The organism is Aestuariibaculum suncheonense, assembly GCF_014596935.1.
Classification (GTDB): Bacteria; Bacteroidota; Bacteroidia; order Flavobacteriales; family Flavobacteriaceae; genus Aestuariibaculum; species Aestuariibaculum suncheonense.
Genome location: NZ_JACVXC010000003.1, coordinates 123,903 through 143,046, shown reverse-complemented (window position 1 = coordinate 143,046; position 19,144 = coordinate 123,903). Strand labels below are relative to the sequence as shown.

The 19,144-nt window shown below is 36.9% G+C and carries 11 protein-coding genes; all 11 read left to right on the top strand.

Annotated features, from left to right (window positions below; genetic code table 11):
- Window positions 1–2 precede the first annotated feature (2 nt).
- The 11 genes from ICJ84_RS08985 to ICJ84_RS08935 all read left to right on the top strand — a co-directional run bounded on the left by ICJ84_RS08985 (window position 3) and on the right by ICJ84_RS08935 (window position 19,141).
- Entirely contained in the window at window positions 3–1,019 is a 1,017-nt protein-coding gene (locus ICJ84_RS08985; protein WP_188216061.1) for an isoaspartyl peptidase/L-asparaginase family protein, read from the top strand.
- 19 nt (window positions 1,020–1,038) lie between these two features.
- Window positions 1,039–3,366, top strand: coding sequence for a glycoside hydrolase family 20 protein (locus tag ICJ84_RS08980; protein WP_241748729.1), 2,328 nt, complete (start codon window positions 1,039–1,041; stop codon window positions 3,364–3,366).
- A gap of 27 nt (window positions 3,367–3,393) precedes the next feature.
- Complete coding sequence (locus tag ICJ84_RS08975) at window positions 3,394–4,722, top strand: alpha-L-fucosidase (RefSeq protein WP_188216060.1); 1,329 nt, start codon at window positions 3,394–3,396, stop codon at window positions 4,720–4,722.
- A gap of 13 nt (window positions 4,723–4,735) precedes the next feature.
- The gene (locus ICJ84_RS08970) at window positions 4,736–7,087 is read left to right on the top strand and encodes a PSD1 and planctomycete cytochrome C domain-containing protein (RefSeq protein ID WP_188216059.1); all 2,352 of its coding nucleotides are present in this window, start codon (window positions 4,736–4,738) and stop codon (window positions 7,085–7,087) included.
- Between the two features lie 4 nt (window positions 7,088–7,091).
- Window positions 7,092–8,549 carry a DUF1501 domain-containing protein gene (locus tag ICJ84_RS08965; protein ID WP_188216058.1) on the top strand — a complete coding sequence of 486 codons (1,458 nt, stop codon included), beginning with the start codon at window positions 7,092–7,094 and terminating at the stop codon, window positions 8,547–8,549.
- A gap of 9 nt (window positions 8,550–8,558) precedes the next feature.
- Complete coding sequence (locus tag ICJ84_RS08960) at window positions 8,559–9,602, top strand: NHL repeat-containing protein (RefSeq protein WP_188216057.1); 1,044 nt, start codon at window positions 8,559–8,561, stop codon at window positions 9,600–9,602.
- A complete protein-coding gene (locus ICJ84_RS08955) occupies window positions 9,599–10,387 on the top strand; it encodes a chitobiase/beta-hexosaminidase C-terminal domain-containing protein (protein ID WP_188216056.1) in 789 nt (262 codons plus the stop codon). The genes ICJ84_RS08960 and ICJ84_RS08955 overlap by 4 nt, the downstream gene beginning before the upstream one ends.
- Window positions 10,388–10,392: 5 nt before the next feature.
- Window positions 10,393–12,528, top strand: coding sequence for a c-type cytochrome domain-containing protein (locus ICJ84_RS08950; RefSeq protein ID WP_188216055.1), 2,136 nt, complete (start codon window positions 10,393–10,395; stop codon window positions 12,526–12,528).
- Window positions 12,529–12,566: 38 nt separating this feature from the next.
- Complete coding sequence (locus ICJ84_RS08945; protein WP_188216054.1) at window positions 12,567–14,897, top strand: GH92 family glycosyl hydrolase; 2,331 nt, start codon at window positions 12,567–12,569, stop codon at window positions 14,895–14,897.
- Between the two features lie 105 nt (window positions 14,898–15,002).
- A complete protein-coding gene (locus ICJ84_RS08940; protein ID WP_188216053.1) occupies window positions 15,003–16,481 on the top strand; it encodes an alpha-L-fucosidase in 1,479 nt (492 codons plus the stop codon).
- A gap of 236 nt (window positions 16,482–16,717) precedes the next feature.
- Window positions 16,718–19,141, top strand: a complete 2,424-nt coding sequence (locus tag ICJ84_RS08935) for a glycoside hydrolase family 3 N-terminal domain-containing protein (RefSeq protein WP_188216052.1) — start codon at window positions 16,718–16,720, stop codon at window positions 19,139–19,141.
- Window positions 19,142–19,144: the final 3 nt, after the last annotated feature.

Sequence of the window (19,144 nt, the reverse complement as noted above, 5' to 3'; positions counted from 1 at the left end):
ATATGGGAGATAGAAGACATTTTATTAAAAATGCAGCATTAGGAACCTTGGGGGTTAGTACGCTTTTAAGCTGTAAAAGGGAAACAAAATCTGTGGTTTCTACTGCCGTTTCTGGCGATAAGAAAGGAACTAAACCTTTAATTATTTCCACTTGGAATCATGGTTTACCAGCCAATGAAGAAGCGTGGAATCAGCTTAAAGCAGGAAAATCTGGGTTAGATGCTATTGTTGCAGGTGTCGGTATTCCCGAAGCCGATCCAAAGGTGAGAAGTGTAGGGTATGGTGGTTATCCTGACCGTGAAGGGAAAGTGACTTTAGATGCCTGCATCATGGACTCTAACAGCGATTGTGGTGCAGTATCATTTTTGCAAAATATAAAACACCCGATTGCTGTAGCTCAGAAGGTGTTGGAAAATACACCTCATGTAATGCTAACAGGATCTGGAGCATTACAGTTTGCTAAAGAACAAGGATTCAAAGAAGAAAATTTATTAACAGAAGCTTCTGAAAAAGACTGGAAAAACTGGTTGGAAAAATCGAAATATCAACCGGTAATCAATATTGAAAATCATGATACGATTAGCATGTTGGTCATTGATGAAAACGGAGATATAACAGGAGGTTGTACCACCAGTGGAGCTGCTTGGAAAATGCATGGTCGCGTGGGAGATTCTCCTATTATCGGTGCAGGTTTATTTTTAGATAACGAAGTAGGAGCGGCAGCAGCGACTGGACTTGGTGAAGCGGTGATTAGAACGGCAGGGAGTGCTATGGTTGTTGAACTTATGCGTCAGGGCAAATCCCCTGATGAAGCCTGTAAAGAGATTGTTGAGCGCATCTATAATAAGCATAAAAACCATAAAGATATGGAGTATTTACAAGTAGGTTTTATAGCTGTAAATAAGACAGGTGAATATGGTGGCTATAGTTTAAGATCTGGCTTTAATTACGCGGTTTACGATGAGGAAAATGGTAACCGTATGGAAGACTCAAAATTTAAAATGACCTGGGATAATTAAGAAAAACATATTAATAAACATGATTAAACTCAGTTATTCAAAAACATTGCTTTTAGGATTAGGTTTAATGTTGGCTTCATGTCAATCTAAACCAGTAAAGTTTACAGAAGCAGATATTCAAATCATCCCGAAACCTTTAGCTTTGCAGGTGAATCAGGGTGGATTTCAATTCAACAGTAACACCCAGTTTGTTGTTGAAGATGAAAGTCAGAAAGCAGCTTTAGAGGACTTAATTAATAAATTCAAAACCGCTGCGGGATTTACTTCTGAAATTGTAAATGAAACGCCTTCAAAAAATTATGTTCAATTCGTAACAGATGCTAACCTGAAACAGGAAGCTTATAATTTAGAAGTTAATTCAAATGGAATAACTATTAAATCTAACGGAACGGCGGGGTTTGTTTACGGGGTAGAAACATTAAGACAGTTATTGCCAACTTCAATCGAAAGCAACACTATAGCTAATAATGAAGAATGGGTAATCCCAAATGTGTCAATAAAAGACGAGCCACGTTTTAAATACAGAGGATTAATGCTGGATTTATCTCGTCATTTTTTCGATAGTGAGTATATCAAGCAAACCATTGATCGTTTGGCGATGCACAAGATGAATGTCCTGCATTTGCACTTGGTTGATGATCAGGGGTGGAGAATAGAAATAAAACAATACCCGAAATTGACTGAAATCGGAGCTTGGCGTGTAGATCAGGAAGATAAATTCTGGCACAACCGAGATAAAAATCCACATGGTGTTAAAGGAACTTACGGCGGTTTTCTAACCCAGGAAGAATTAAAAGACATAGTGGCTTACGCAGCTTCTAAAAACATCGAGGTGATTCCTGAAATTGAAATGCCGGCTCACGTATCGAGTGCTATTGCGTCTTACCCGGAATTAGCGTGTTTTAATCAGGAAATTGGCGTGCCTTCTGGTGGACTTTGGCCAATCACAGACATTTATTGCGCAGGAAAGGATAGTACGTTTGAATTTTTAGAAAATGTCTTGGATGAAGTGATGACCATTTTCCCTTCAAAATACATTCATATTGGCGGTGATGAAGCCACTAAAACCAATTGGAAAATTTGTCCACACTGTAAGAAACGTGTTAAAGAAGAAGGTTTAAAGGATGTTGATGAATTACAAAGCTATTTCGTAAAACGTATGGAGAAATACATTAACTCCAAAGGAAAACAATTAATTGGGTGGGATGAAATTATTGAAGGCGGTTTAGCCCCCGAAGCTACGGTTATGAGTTGGCGAGGTGTTAAACCTGGTATAGAAGCGGCTAAGCAAGGGCACGATGTCATTATGACTCCAACATCTCATTGTTATTTTGATTATTATCAAGGGCCACAGGAATATGAACCAACAGCTTTTACTGCTTATACACCATTAAGTAAAGTCTATCAGTTTGATCCTATTGCAGATGAAATGACACCAGAGGATGCAAAACATGTGTTAGGAGGTCAGGCCAATTTATGGGCAGAATATTTACCAACAAACGATCAATCAGAGTACATGATTTTTCCAAGATTGGCTGCGATGTCCGAAGCATTATGGAGTCCTAAAGACTCTCGTAATTGGGAAGATTTTTCGCGCCGACTGGAAATGATGTTTGAGCGTTACGAAGATTTAGATATCAACTATGCGAAAAGTGCTTATATTTTAAGACCTGCATATTCTTTTGATTCAATCAATAAAGCCGTTAATTTATCCCTTAAAAATGAATTCCCAAATCCGGATATTCGCTATGTATTAGGTGATGTGGATTTGAATCAACACGCGCAAAAATATACCGGTACCTTCCAGGTTAAAGAAACTACAATTTTAAAAGCATCTTTATTTAAAGATGAAAAACCTGTAGGGATGACATATGTAGATACCATTAAGTTTCATAAAGCCTTAGGTAAGCTAGTAACGTATAATACAGAATATAGCAGTGCTTACAAGGGCACTGGTGCAGCTACCTTAGATAATGCATTACGAGGTTCGCAAAATTTCCATGACGGACAATGGCAAGGGTGGTTAACCGATATGGAAGTGGTTATCGATTTAGAGAATCAAACAGATATTAGTAATGTCGCTGTGGGTACTTTAGAGAGTCAGAAGGCAGGTATTTATTTTCCAGTTGCCGTTGAAGTATCTGTATCTAATGATGGAAAAACATTTGAAAAAATAGGAGAAGTTACAAGGCCATATGCTCAAGCTTCTAAAGTAACTAAAAAAGATTTTGTCGTAGAATTCTCTGAACAATCGGCAAGATTCGTGAAAGTGAAAGCAATAGCACTGGAAAAGAATCCAAGAGGTGGCGGTGTTTGGTTATTTGTTGATGAAATACTTGTAAACTAATTATAGATTTTAAACGATAAACATAAAATGAAAAAACGTTATATAGCTTTGGCCTTACTGATGTCTTTAATCAGTTTTCAAACTAGAGCACAGGAATCAGTGCAAAGCAAGGAAGAACGCATGGCTTGGTTTAAAGATGCTAAACTGGGTATATTTATTCATTGGGGTATTTATGCTGTAAACGGCATTGACGAATCCTGGTCATTTCATAACGGATATATCTCTTATGAGGATTATATGAAACAATTAAACGGGTTTACGGCAAAAAAATACGATCCTGAATATTGGGCCAAGCTTATTAAAAAAAGTGGTGCAAAATATACGGTAATTACTACGAAGCATCACGATGGTGTGGCGCTTTGGAATACCAAACAAGGTGATCTAAATGTAGTGGATAAAACACCAGCCAAGCGTGATTTAATTACGCCGTTTGCTAAAGCGGTTCGAGAGGAAGGTTTGAAACTGGGCTTATATTATTCACTTTTAGATTGGTCTTACCCAGATTACCCGAACTTTTTAAGAAATCAAAAACGTTATGAGGAAGATGAAAAACGTTGGGATAAATTCAATAAATTTAATTTTGGTCAGTTAAAAGAATTAACTGCTTACAATCCAGATTTATACTGGTTTGATGGTGACTGGGAACAAAAGGCTGAAAAATGGAAAGCTAAAGAAATTCGTGAGCTTTTATTTAAGGAAACGCCAACAACCATCATAAATTCAAGATTACAAGGCTATGGCGACTATGCTACACCAGAACAAGGTGTACCTGTTAATAAACCAAAAGATAAGTATTGGGAATTATGTATGACCATGAATAACTCATGGGGATATCAGCCAAACGATACGAAATACAAAAGTCTAAATCAAGTCATTCGCATTTTTGTAGATTGTATTAGTATGGGAGGAAACTTGCTGTTAGACATCGGTCCTAAAGCTGATGGAACGATTCCGGAAGAGCAGGTAGATATTTTAAAAGGTCTTGGGAAATGGACTAACAAACATGCTGCCGCTATTTACGGTACGCGTGCAGGAATTCCTTTTGGCCATTTTAATGGGTATACGGCCTTATCGAAAGATAAAACTATTTTATACCTATATGTAGATAACAAACCAAACGGACCTTTGTTAATTAAAGGACTTAAAAATAAAGTTAACCGTGCCTGGGTAGTTGGTAACGGAACCAAATTAAAAACCGATGTCGTTGGGAAATTATACTGGAGCAAAGTTCCTGGTTTACTATATATTGATTTACCAGAGCATGTTCAGGATGAAAACGTAACGGTTATTGCACTTCAGTTAGATGGTGAGGTTGATTTATATAGTGAAGCTGGTCAGGTGATAGAAAGCAATTAAAAAGAATTAAAAAATGAGAAAGCGAGACAATAAAAAAAGGTGGTTATTAATTGGATATTTTATAATACCCTTCATCATTGTTTTGCTTTTTAAATATGTCGTATTTAAGTCGAATGACACCTATCAGGATATAAGAGATGAGTCTTTGTCCAAGGATAAGCATCATTCGAAAAATCAATTAAAACTTCCGGACACGGTAGATTTTATTTTTCATGTAAAACCAATTTTATCAGACCGTTGTTATTTGTGTCATGGACCCGATGAAGGAACCAGAGAAGGAGGTTTAAGACTGGATACCAAGGAAGGTGCCTTTGCTGCTATTGGTGAACATTTAGATAAATACGCTATTGTTCCAGGAGATACGAAATCCAGTCTGCTCTTAAGTCGAATTCACAGTATGAATCCGGAACAACTCATGCCTCCCGTTGACTCCAATTTGAGACTATCTGAATATGAAAAACAACTGCTAACGAAATGGATAGAACAAGGTGCTGTTTGGAAAGATCACTGGGCGTTTGTTCTACCAAAGAAAAAATCAATACCAAGTATAGTAAATCCGGAATGGGCATCAAATGAAATTGACTTTTTCATAGCCAAACGCCTGGAACGTGAAGGATTGAAACCATCTCAACCTGCTTCAAAAGAAAAATTAATAAGAAAATTATATTTCGACTTAACTGGTTTACCTCCCTCTATTGAAGACATTGATGCCTTTTTAAATGATACAGATGCCAATGCTTACGAGAAAGTTGTAGATAAGGTTTTAGCCTCACTAGCTTATGGCGAACGAATGGCGACTAATTGGCTAGATGTAGCGAGATATGCCGATACTCACGGTTACCAGGATGATATGCCTCGTATAATGTGGCCTTGGCGCGATTGGGTAATCAGTGCCTTCAATAGAAATATTCCATACGATGATTTTATAAAATGGCAGTTGGCAGGTGATTTACTGCCGGACAGCAATTTGGAGCAGGTTTTAGCGACAGGTTTTAATAGAAACCATAAAATAACTCAGGAAGGAGGGGTTATAGATGAAGAGTATCGTGTTGAGTATGTAAAAGACCGAACAAATACTACAGCCAAAGCACTTTTAGGATTAACGCTGGAGTGCGCGCAATGTCACGACCATAAATACGATCCGATTTCACAAAATGAATATTACGGATTTTACGCATTTTTCAATAAACTGGATGAAAAAGGACGTATTGATTATAACGAATTTCCAAAGCCAAATATAAAAATTACGTCACAGGAAGTGGAAGACGTTTTGTCCTTTGTGAAACTTCCAGATTCAATTAAAGAGGTAAATCTAATGGTAATGAAGGATGATGCACCGGAAAGGAAAACCTATCTTTTAAAACGCGGTCAATATGACGCTCCCGGAGATGAAGTTCCATTACGAACTCCAGAAGTGGTTTTAAAATTTTCAGATTCATTACCTAAAAACAGATTAGGACTGGCAGAATGGCTGTTTAGTAAAGAAAATGCCTTAACAGCAAGAGTGGCAGTAAACCGTATGTGGCAGCAAATTTTTGGTGTTGGTATTGTTTCTACCTCCGACGACTTTGGAAATCAAGGTTCTTTACCTTCACATCCCGATTTATTAGATTGGCTTGCAGTAAGCTTCAGAGAAGAAGGTTGGGACATGAAGCGCATGTATAAACGTATGGTGATGTCTAGTACCTATAAACAAACGTCGAAGGCAACCCCCAAATTACTTGAAGCAGACCCGAATAATATGCTTTTAGCGCGCAGTTCCAGAGATAAACTTTCTGCGGAAATGATTCGTGATAATGCGTTAGCTGTAAGCGGACTTTTAGTCAAGAAGATAGGAGGTCCAAGTGTAAAACCTTATCAGCCACCAGGTTTGTGGGCAGAAACCACCTCCGGGCAGGGATTAACAAAATACATTCCTGATACGGGAGAAGGCTTACACCGACGCAGTTTATATACTTTCTGGAAGCGTACTTTACCTCCACCATCTATGTTAACTTTTGATGCACCAACCCGCGATTTTTGTGAAGTTAAGCGACAAAAAACAAGTACGCCATTACAGGCGCTGGTTATGCTTAACGATCCGCAGATTATGGAGGCCTCAAAGTATTTAGCGACGCATATTCTGGAAGAAGGGCATAATTCAGATAAAGACAATATAAAAGTTATTTTCAGAAAGATAACCTCGCGTTTTCCGGATCAAAGTGAAGTTGAAGATTTACTTGAATATTTAAATTTCACGAAAGAAAATTATGAACCAACTAACAGCGAAACAGCACAAAAGGAAGGATTTTCTAAAGAGGTTTATGCGTACACCATTTTAACGAGTTTAATTTTTAACTTAGACGAAGCTGTTATAAAAGGATAAGACCATGGAAGAACTATCTAAACATTTTTTAAATAATAACAGAAGACATTTCATAAAGAAATTAGGGTTAGGAATTGGTGGCTTGGCAGCTGCTTCATTAATCGATCCGTTTAGTTCTGTTTCAGCAGGCACAATGGCCGATGATTTAACCTTAAAACTGCCTCATTTTGCGCCAAAAGCTAAACGCGTTATTTATTTGTTTCAAAGTGGAGGTCCTTCACAGCTGGAATTGTTCGACTACAAACCGCTATTGGATAAATTAAGAGGACAGGATTTACCAGATTCTGTTAGAAACGGACAGCGACTAACAGGAATGACTTCAGGTCAGGATAGTTTTCCTTTAGTGGGTAGTAAATTTAAATTTGATCAGTATGGTGAATCGCGTGCCTGGGTAAGTAATTTAATGCCGTATACGGCAAAAGTTGTGGATGAATTATGTTTTATAAAATCCATGTATACTGAAGCCATTAATCACGACCCGGCAATTACCTTTTTTCAGACCGGATCTCAACAATCCGGACGTCCGAGCATGGGTTCTTGGATGAGTTATGGTTTAGGAAGTTTAAACGAAAATTTACCAACGTTTACTGTGCTTTTATCTAGAGGTACTGGAAGACCTAATGGTCAACCTTTATATTCTAGACTTTGGGGTAACGGCTTTTTAAGTTCATTACATCAGGGTGTTCAATTCCGTGCTGGAAAGGATCCGGTTCTATACCTTAAAGATCCAGAGGGAATGTCGCGATTAGAACGTCGCAAAATGCTGGATTATCTCAGTGAGTTAAATCATATTCAGGAAGCCGAGTTTGGTGACCCTGAAATCAATAGCAGAATAGCTCAGTATGAAATGGCTTACCGTATGCAGACGTCTGTTCCTGATACTATGAATATTGAAGATGAACCAGAACACATTATTCAAATGTACGGAACCGATGCCCTTACTCCGGGAACTTATGCTGCTAACTGCTTGCTGGCAAGACGATTGGTAGAGCGTGATGTGCGGTTTGTGCAATTATATCATATGGGCTGGGATCAACACAATAATTTACCTACCCAAATTGAGAAGCAGGCAAAAGATGTCGACCAGGCTACAGGTGCACTCATCATGGATTTAAAACAACGTGGTTTACTGGAAGATACCTTAGTAGTCTGGGGAGGCGAATTCGGCAGAACAAATTACAGTCAGGGTGTATTAACCGAATCCAATTATGGTCGCGACCACCATCCAAAATGTTTTACCATGTTTATGGCCGGTGGAGGCGTTAAACCCGGCTTCACTTATGGAGAAACCGATGATTTCGGGTATAATATTGTTAAAGATCCGGTGCATGTGCACGATTTACAGGCTACCATTATGCATCTTATGGGGGTTGATCATACAAAATTCACTTATAAGCATCAGGGGCGTCGTTTCAGACTTACAGATGTGTCAGGACATGTAGTTAACGATTTAATAGCATAATTATCAGACATGAGTCGCAGATCCTTTTTAAAACAATCGTCATTAGTATCATTAGGAATTTTAACCAGTCCTCTATATAGTAGTGCTTTTTCATTCAATAGAAGTAAAGATGTTATTGTGGGACATAATTCTCATAGATATAAGGTAGATATGAACTGGGGGAATTTAAACCCTTCAGTAACCCCTGTTAAAGATTGTCATGAGATGATTCAGGATTCTAAAGGCAGAATTTTGCTTCTAACAAATCACACGAAAAACAACGTTATTATTTATGATAAATCGGGGAAATTCATTTCCAGTTGGGGCACCGAATTTCCCGGAGGTCACGGATTAACTTTAGTTAAAGAAAACGGGGAGGATTTTCTTTTAATTACCGATTATGAGCGGCATCAGATTGTAAAAACAACCGTTGACGGCAAGAAGGTTTTTGAAATTGATTTTCCTTCTGAAACTGGGAAATATAATAACAAAGAAGAGTTTAAACCTACGGAAACAACGGTTTTACCTAATGGCGATTTCTATGTGGCTGATGGTTATGGAAATCAGTATATCATGCATTACAATCATAAAGGAGAACTTCAGAATGTTTTTGGAGGAAAAGGTAAAGAAAATGGCCAGTTTTTAAATGCGCATGGTATATGTTATGATGGCAGGGATAAAAATAATCCATCGTTATTAATTTCCGCGAGATCGATGAATATTTTAAAACGTTTTGATTTAAGCGGGAGTTACATAGAATCTATTCCTGTTCCCGGGGCATTAATTTGCAGACCGGTAATTCACGATAAAGATATTTATTTTGCAGTTTTAAAATCGAAAAATGCTCCAAATAACGATTCCGGATTTTTATTAATTATGAATGAAAATAATGAGGTAGTTTCATGTCCAGGAGCAACGGCACCTTCATATAATAATGGAAACTTAGACGAATTGTATCAAACGGTGAGACTATTTCAGCACCCGCATGATGTTTGCATTGATGATGATGAAAATATGTATGTAGCGCAATGGAATTCTGGAAATACGTATCCTGTAAAATTAACGCGCATATGAGGTTAGTTTTAACTGTGATTTGCTTGATGTTAATGAATTGTGCAACAAAGCAATCGGGACACTATTTGCAGTCTAATCAGTTACGATTGGTGAAACCACGGGTGGAAACTAATAGTAGTTTAATCGATTCATTTGTTACCATTACAGCGGATTTAAAATTGGAAAATGTTTCTATTTACTATACTTCGAATGGGGAAGAACCCAGCGAATCTTCCGCGAAGTATGAGCGGCCTTTCAAAGCCTATAAACCGGAGATTTATAAATTTAAAGCCTTTCATCCGGATTGGAAATCAAGTGAAGTTGCAGAGCTTAAACTTTATAAAAAAGGGGTAAAGCCCGATCATATTATTTGGCATTCTAAAGCCAGCGATAAATATAAAGGAAAGGGAGACAATACATTAATTAACCAGTCTAAAGCCAATCTGAATTATGATGATCCCCAATGGGTTGGATTTATTTCTGAAGCATCGGCAACCCTGAAATTTAAAAATAAGCCCTTTTTAAGGACCATGACAATAAGTTTTTTAAACGATGCTTCATCATGGATATTTCCTCCTGAGCAAATAACCGTTGAAATAAATGGTGATATAGCAACTAAAAAAACAATTGTTTTAAATGAAATAAAAGATTCAAAAACTAGTGCGATAGAAACGATTGTAATTTCTTTGGGTACTGATACAGAATCTTTAAAAATAGATATAAAAAATGTTCAATCCATGCCGGAATGGCATGAGGGCAAAGGCTCCAAAGCCTGGTTATTCATGGACGAATGGATGTTTAATTAAAAGGTATGAAGCAAGAAGTTTTGAGACATAGAAAAACCATGATTCTTATGATGTTTCTGATATTCATAAGCGAATACGCCAGTGCTTTAAATGGAAAAGATGTACCGCGATTTGTATTGGCCTTAGGGCGTTTTCATCCGTTAATTTTGCATTTACCTATTGGTGCATTATTGTTGACGTTTTTTCTTGATGTGTCGGGAAGAATTCGGAAAAATCACCCAAAGCAAACTATAAAATGTGCCCTAGGATTTTCAGCATTATTTTCAATAGTTGCCTGCGTTTTTGGTTATTTTTTATCACTCGAAGATGGGTATTCAGGAACAACACTTGAAATTCATTTCTGGACAGGTATATCAACGGCAGTCTTAATCTCAATTTTGTTTCTCATTTCAGATAAGGAACATACCACATTAAAACGATTAGTGTTTCCACTATTTCTTTTAACAATTACGACAATGAGTGTTGCAGGGCATTTTGGTAGTGTGTTAACTCATGGAGACGATTTTATTACGGAATATATTAAGAAACCTGAACATGAACAAATAATAGTAAATATTGATAGTCTTAATATGTACGACAACGTAGTACTTAAGGTTTTTGAAGATAAATGTATTCAGTGTCATAATGAAACCAAAAGAAAAGGAGGTTTGTCTTTAATCTCAAAACAAGATATCTTGAACGGAGGAGATTCTGGGACTACTATTAAATTGGGATTATCGGAAGAAAGTTTGCTTTATAAGCATACCATACTTCCTATTTCAGATGAAAACCATATGCCTCCGGAGGGTAAACCGCAGTTGTCGAGAGATGAGTTATGGCTTATAAAATATTGGCTGGATTATAGTGATAAGGTAGACCAAAAAGTTGTTTCCCTGGCTAAAAACGACACCTTAAATCGATTATTAAAAAACTATCTGGTTTTTGAAGAAAAACATATTGCAGAAGCGTCTTTGGAAGATTTTCAAAAGGCAGAAGATCATGGATTTACAATTAGAAAATTAGTTCCTTCCAAAGCTGAGCTTTGGGTGAAATTCAATAAAGACACGATTTCAAAAGAGGATATTAAGTCTCTGGCTGGATTAAGAGAACAAATTACAGAATTGGATTTAAGTGTTTCATCTTTAACAGATGACATGACTGGTGGTTTAAAGAAGCTTGAGAATATGGAGAAACTGGAATTAAAGCACACACAGATTACCGATAAAACATTAAATCATCTGAAAGATTTGAATCATTTAAAAGTTTTAAATCTTGTTGGGTCGAATGGCTTTTCGGTTAATGGATTAAAAAGTTTATTGTCTGTCTTAAAACTGGAACATGTTTATGTCTGGAATACAGAGATTGACCAGTCTTTAGCCGATAGCTTAAGTCTTGAATTTCAGGTAAATATTAATGCCGGTACGTTTGGATATGCTGCCATGGCACAGTTAGGCATCCCGAAATTAATTGCCAGCAAAGATGTGTTTACCGATACGTTACATGTGGCTATAGATACTAAAGTAAAAAATACCCACATATTTTACACTTTGAATCAGGATGAGCCGGACAGCACTGCAATTGGATATAATCAGCCTGTGGTATTGGATTCAAGTGTTACATTTTCATATAAAGCTTATAAAAAGGGTTGGTTACCAAGTGATATAGCTAACAAATCATTTTATAAGGTAAATTATCAGGTTGCCGACTTTAGTCTGGTTGACCAACCCGATGAAAAGTATCCGGGTGCTAATAAATTGTTCGATTTTGAACTGGGGACTTTTAATTTTAAAGATGAAAAATGGGCAGGTTTTCTAGGGAAGGATGTTAACGCAACTGTTGATTTGGGTACCAGAGCCAGATTACATAGGGTATCGGTGAATTGTTTGGCGTTACCGCGAGACTGGATTATATTTCCAACTGAAATTTCAGTTTACGCCTCAGATAATAAAACATCTGGTTTCCGAAGCCTTGGAACAAAGCAAATACATGAAGAACTTACATACGACAATGATGTTCTGATAAAAAATTTCAGTATAGATATACCTGAAACCGAAGCACGTTATTTTAAAGTCATTGTGAAAAACCCCAAAGTTCTACCAAAATGGCATGAAGGTGCAGGAAACGCACCATGGAATTTCGTTAGTGAAATTATGTTTTGGTAAACCAGTAGACAACTAATAAGACGAATTAAGATTACGATATGATTAAATTAAAGTTAAAATATTTTGCTCTATCCATAGTTTTTCTTGGACTTTCCTGTAAAAATGAAGTGGAACATATTATAACCACAACTCCTTCACCACAGGATTTGGTAGATTTGGTAAATCCATTAATGGGAACGGACTCCGATTATAGTTTATCTAACGGAAATACTTATCCCGCCATAGCCACACCTTGGGCGATGAATTTCTGGACACCACAAACCGCTAAAATGGGTGATGGGTGGACTTATGCCTATGATGCCAAGAAAATACGTGGCATTAAACAAACCCATCAGCCAAGCCCTTGGATTAACGATTATGCGGCGTTTTCTATAATGGCAGTAACGGGCGATTTAAGATTTCAGGAAGAGGAACGAGCCTCTTGGTTTTCGCATAAAGCGGAAACAGTAAAACCGTACTATTATTCGGTGTATTTGGCAGATTATGATGTAAAAGCTGAAGTGGCACCTACTGAACGAGCAGCACATTTTAAATTTACATTTCCCGAAGCAGAACTGTCGTATATTTTATTGGACGCCTTTTTTAAGGGGTCGATGGTGAAGATTATTCCAGAAGAACGCAAAATTATTGGGTATTGCCGAAATAACAGTGGCGGAGTTCCTGAGAATTTTCATAATTATTTTGTTGTCAAATTTGATACCGATTTTGAGGTTACAAATACCTGGGCAGATAACTGGACTTTACAGGAAGGGAGCACATCCAGCGAAGGTAATCATGTTGGTGCAATTATAGGATTTAAAACAAAACGTGGTGATGTCGTTCATGTAAAAGTGGCATCCTCTTTTATAAGTCCAGAACAAGCCGAATTAAACCTGGATAGAGAGATAGGTTTGGATTCTTTTGAAAAAACTAAAGAAAAAGCAAAACAGGCTTGGAATAAGGAGTTAAACAGAATCGAAATAGAAGATGATAACATCGATCATATTCGAACATTTTATTCCTGTTTATACCGTGTTTTGCTGTTTCCAAGAAAGTTTTATGAATTCAATGAAGCTAATGATATTGTGCATTACAGTCCCTATAATGGAAAAGTGTTGCCGGGATATATGTTTACCGATAACGGATTTTGGGATACCTTTAGAGCTGTTTTTCCTTTTTTTAATATGATGTATCCGGAGTTGAATAGTCACATTATGGAAGGTCTTGCAAATACCTATAAAGAATCGGGGTGGTTACCGGAATGGGCTAGCCCCGGGCATCGCGATTGTATGATTGGCTCTAATTCAGCACCAATAATTGTAGATGCCTTTCTTAAAGGGAATGTAAAAGATAAGGATGTTGATGTGCTGTTTGAGGCGATTTTGAAAAATGCCAGTGTTGAAGAAGGACGACCGGTGAATTCTGTGGGACGAGCTGGATTAGACTATTATAATACCCTGGGATATGTGCCTTATAATGTTGATATCAAAGAAAACGTCGCGCGAACTCTGGAATATGCGTATGCAGATTTTACAATTTCTGAAATGGCTAAAAAACTGGATAAAGAGGCTGTCTCTGAAAAATTTGAAAAGCAGTCTTTAAATTACAAGTATGTATTTGATCCTTCAACAGGTTTAATGCGTGGTAAAAATGAAGATGGTTCGTTTCAATCACCATTTAATCCTCTAAAATGGGGGGACGCTTTTACTGAAGGCAATAGTTTGCATTACACTTGGTCGGTTTTTCATGATGTACAAGGCTTAATTAATTTAATGGGTGGAAATGAAGCCTTTATTTCAAAATTAGATAATGTTTTTACCATGCCGCCAAAATTTGACGACTCCTATTATGGGCAAACAATTCATGAAATTAGAGAAATGCAAGTTGTGAATATGGGGAATTATGCTCATGGTAATCAGCCAATTCAGCACATGATTTACTTGTACAATTATGCCGGAGTGCCTTATAAGACACAAGAACATATTCGTGAGGTTTTAACAAAATTATATTCTGCTACACCAGATGGTTATTGTGGAGATGAGGATAACGGACAAACCTCGGCTTGGTATGTATTCAGTTCATTAGGGTTTTATCCGTTAACACCAGGAGTCAATCAGTATGTAATGGGAAGTCCGTTATTTAAAAAGGCAACGCTGCATTTAGAAAACGGAAACACCTTTGAAATACATTCAGAAAACAATTCTAAAGAAAACGTTTATATTCAGTCAGTAAATCTTAATAAGGCTGTTTATAATAATACCTTTTTGAATTTTGAAACCATCCAGAACGGAGGGGTCTTAGAATTCAATCTTACAAACAAAGCAAATAAAGAGTGGGGTAGTAAAACAGAAAACACACCCTATTCACTAAATAAATCAATTGAAAACTAATTAAAGTATGAAATGCTCATTAATAATTTGTTGCAAACAACAATAATAATAATAATATAAAGGGCATTCCATCTAACCTTTTAAAAACAATAAATAACAAAAACTATGAAAAAGACGCTTATTGCCATTACAGCATTGCTTTCCTTGCAATCGTTTTCGCAGGCCATTTATGAAGATGAACGCTATGTACCCGAAACTGATCCTTTGGTGTTAGAAAAGTTGGACCAATGGCAGGATCTAAAGTTCGGTTTACTAATGCACTGGGGAACCTATAGTCAATGGGGAATTGTAGAATCGTGGTCACTATCGCCAGAGGAATACGGATGGTGTGAACGTAAAAAAGGAAGTAATCCTGATGATTATTTCGCTTATAAAAAAGAATACGAAGCGCTTCAAACCACATTTAACCCGGTAAAGTTCGATCCGGATAAATGGGCCAAAGCCGCAAAAAACGCAGGGATGAAATACGTGGTATTCACAACAAAACATCATGATGGGTTCAGTATGTTCGATTCTAAATATACAGACTATAAAATTACATCGCCTAAAACACCATTCTCATCAAATCCTAAAGCAAATATTACTAAAGAAATCTTTAATTCATTTAGAAATGAAGGACTTTGGGCTGGGGCATATTTTTCAAAACCAGACTGGAATGTAGATAGTTACTGGTGGCCAAAATACCCTCCAAAAGATAGAAACGTAAACTATTCACCATTAGAAAATCCTGAAAAATGGCAGGAGTATGTCGATTTTACGCATAATCAAATTATGGAATTGTTAACGGATTACGGTAAAATTGATATTCTATGGTTAGATGGAGGCTGGGTGGCTAAAACACCGAAAGCTGAAATTACAGAATGGTATAAACACACGCTTGATAATGCTGAAGACGGGTATTTAAAACACCGTATTATCAATCAGGATATTAAAATGGATGAGTTAGTGGTTAAAGCACGTAAACAACAACCAGGTTTAATTGTGGTGGATCGTGCTGTTCACGGAAAAAATCAAAACTATTTAACACCTGAAAATCGCGTACCAGAGAAAACTTTACCGTATCCTTGGGAATCTTGTATCATTGCGGGAGGCGGTTGGTCTTATACGCCAAATGCAAAATACATGAGCCCGCGTGAAGGTATTCACACGCTTATTGATGTAGTTGCTAAAGGGGGGAATTTATTGTTAAACATCGCTCCAAGTCCTGAAGGAGAATGGCAACAAGGAGCATACGATTTGTTACAGGCTTACGGCGATTGGATGGATGTAAATAGCACAGCTATTTACGCAACAAAACCTATTGCGCCATATAAAGAAAATAACATTTGTATGACACAGAATGAAAAAGGAAATGTGTTTTTATTCTATATGGCCGAAGAAAATGAAGATAAAATTCCTGCTGAAGTTATAGTGAAATCAATCACGCCTAAAAAAGGAGCTAAAATGACCATGCTTGGATCAAAAACCCGTCTGAAATGGGAGAAGCAAGCTGAAGGTTTTAAAGTAATTATTCCTGAAAATTTAAGAAATAGCTTACCTTCAAAATATGCCTGGACATTAAAAATTGATGCTGTAAATCAATAATTCTTAGGTCTGTAAAATGGATAGGTGCTTTCTTAATTTTTAATTATGTAAGTACCTATTTTTTATTTAGTTATATATTGAAATTTGATTTTTAACTTTAATAGGCATAAAATCGAATAACGAACTTAAAAAGAAGAACTTCCTTTTGAAATGCCTATTGGCAATTAGTTTCAAACTAACTGATAGGCTTATAAAGGCATTCCATCTGATAATTAAAAGTAACAAAATAGTAACGGATGAAATTAAAACAGTTAATTCCAATATTAACGATAAGCATAGTGTCTTTTAATACTGTGTCTGCTCAGGAATTTATTTCAAAGAAAAAGAAAGCTAAAATATATCACGATACTTGGATTGATTTCAATAAAAACAAGAAAAAGGATATTTACGAAGATTCAAATCAACCTCTTGACACTAGAATTAACAATTTGATAAGTCAGATGTCTTTAGACGAGAAAACCTGTCAAATGGCTACGTTATATGGCTTTGGTCGCGTTCTTAAAGATGAATTACCTGGTGAAGATTGGAATAATCGCGTTTATAAAGATGGTATTGGCAATATCGATGAGCATTTAAACGGCTTGGCATATCATAAAAGTGCTGAAACCCAATATTCATGGCCTCCATCTAATCATGCGAAAGCCATAAATGAGGTTCAGCGTTTTTTTGTTGAAGATACACGTTTAGGTATTCCGGTAGATTTTACAAATGAAGGTATTCGTGGATTGTGTCACGATGGAGCAACGAGTTTCCCGGCGCAAATTGGTATTGGAAGTACCTGGGATAAAGACTTGGTTTCAGAAATTGGAGCGATTACAGGAAAAGAAGCCCGAGTTTTAGGATATACCAATGTATATTCCCCGATTTTAGATTTAGCAAGAGATCCAAGATGGGGTAGAACGGTGGAGTGTTATGGCGAAGATCCGTATCTGGTATCTCAGTTAGGTGTAGAAATGGTGAAAGCTTTACAGGTTCAAAATGTGGTATCTACAGCAAAACATTTTGCGGTTTATAGTGCTCCAAAAGGCGGACGAGACGGCGATGCAAGAACCGATCCGCACATAACAGAGCGCGAAATGCATGAGATTTATCTGGAGCCTTTCCGCACGGTAGTTCAGGAAGGTGGTTTAAAAGGAATCATGTCGTCCTACAACGATTATAATGGTATTCCCGTTACAGGAAGTCATTATTTTTTAACCGAAGTATTGAGAGATCAGTGGGGATTTAAAGGTTATGTCGTTTCAGACAGTTGGGCTGTAGGTGGTTTAAAAGGACGTCACCATATCGCTGAAGATTTCAAAGAAACGGTCTATTTATCGGTTATGGCTGGACTGAATGTTAGAACCAATTTTTCACCAGCCGAAGATTTTATTTTGCCCTTAAGAGAATTAGTAAACGAAGGCAGAATTCCTGTAGAAACCATTAATGCCCGTGTTAGAGATGTTTTAAGAGTTAAATTTGAATTAGGTTTATTCGATAGTCCTTATGTAAATAATTTAAAAGTGGCTGATGAAATAGTTCACAATCAGGAAAGTGAACATATTGCGTTAAAAGCATCACGAAAGTCTTTGGTGTTATTGAAGAATTCAGAAAATCTGTTACCAATTAAAGTTGATGCATTTAAAAATATTTTAGTTACAGGTCCTAATGCTAAAGCCATTAATCATTCTATTAGTCGCTATGGGCCTTCCAACGTAAAGGTTCAATCGGTTTTCGATGGTATTAAAAATTTTGTAGGCAACCAGGCTCAGGTAGAATTTGCTCAAGGTTGTGACTTTTATGATACAAACTGGCCTAAAAGTGAATTATATAGTATTACTCCAGATGAAGTGCAGCAAAAATATATAAATGAAGCAGTTAGTAAAGCTAAGGAATCCAATTTAATTATCGTTGCTGTGGGCGACAATGAAGATACGGTTGGGGAGTCTAAATCGAGAACATCATTAGATTTGCCAGGAAATCAACTGGATTTAATAAAAGCACTTTATGAGACAGGAAAACCTATTGTGGTGGTTTTAATTAACGGTCGCCCCTTAAGTATTAACTGGGTCGATGATCACATTTCATCTGTAATCGAAGCATGGTTTCCCGGAGAATACGGTGGCCAAGCAGTTGCTGAAGCTATCTTCGGAGCTTATAATCCTGGCGGAAAATTATCAGTAACATTCCCGAGAACCGTAGGACAAATTCCGTTTAACTTCCCTTATAAAAGAAGTTCTCAAAAAGGACAAGGCAAAACCGATATTGGACAAACTAGAATTAATACAGCATTATATCCATTTGGATACGGATTAAGCTACACAACCTTCGAGTACAGTGATTTAAAAATTACTCCGGAATCTGCTTCAAACGATGTTGAAACCATCACAGTGTCTTTCAAACTAAAAAACACAGGAGATTATGAAGGTGATGAAGTGCCGCAATTGTATATTCAGGATGAATTTGCCTCGGTAGTTACTTATACTAAAGTGCTTAGAGGTTTTGAACGTGTAACATTGAAACCCGGACAAGAAAAAGAAGTAACAATGACACTTCAGTCAAGGGATTTATCGTTATTGAACAAGGATATGAAACGTGTTGTTGAGCCTGGGATATTTAAAGTTTTTATCGGGTCTTCTTCAGAAGATGATCGTTTAACCGGGCAAATAATTATTAAATAAAAA

Coding starts and splice junctions, on each gene's coding strand:
- ICJ84_RS08985 (WP_188216061.1), top strand. CDS start 3: ATGGGAGATAGAAGACATTTTATTAAAAATGCAGCATTAGGAACCTTG.
- ICJ84_RS08980 (WP_241748729.1), top strand. CDS start 1,039: ATGATTAAACTCAGTTATTCAAAAACATTGCTTTTAGGATTAGGTTTA.
- ICJ84_RS08975 (WP_188216060.1), top strand. CDS start 3,394: ATGAAAAAACGTTATATAGCTTTGGCCTTACTGATGTCTTTAATCAGT.
- ICJ84_RS08970 (WP_188216059.1), top strand. CDS start 4,736: ATGAGAAAGCGAGACAATAAAAAAAGGTGGTTATTAATTGGATATTTT.
- ICJ84_RS08965 (WP_188216058.1), top strand. CDS start 7,092: ATGGAAGAACTATCTAAACATTTTTTAAATAATAACAGAAGACATTTC.
- ICJ84_RS08960 (WP_188216057.1), top strand. CDS start 8,559: ATGAGTCGCAGATCCTTTTTAAAACAATCGTCATTAGTATCATTAGGA.
- ICJ84_RS08955 (WP_188216056.1), top strand. CDS start 9,599: ATGAGGTTAGTTTTAACTGTGATTTGCTTGATGTTAATGAATTGTGCA.
- ICJ84_RS08950 (WP_188216055.1), top strand. CDS start 10,393: ATGAAGCAAGAAGTTTTGAGACATAGAAAAACCATGATTCTTATGATG.
- ICJ84_RS08945 (WP_188216054.1), top strand. CDS start 12,567: ATGATTAAATTAAAGTTAAAATATTTTGCTCTATCCATAGTTTTTCTT.
- ICJ84_RS08940 (WP_188216053.1), top strand. CDS start 15,003: ATGAAAAAGACGCTTATTGCCATTACAGCATTGCTTTCCTTGCAATCG.
- ICJ84_RS08935 (WP_188216052.1), top strand. CDS start 16,718: ATGAAATTAAAACAGTTAATTCCAATATTAACGATAAGCATAGTGTCT.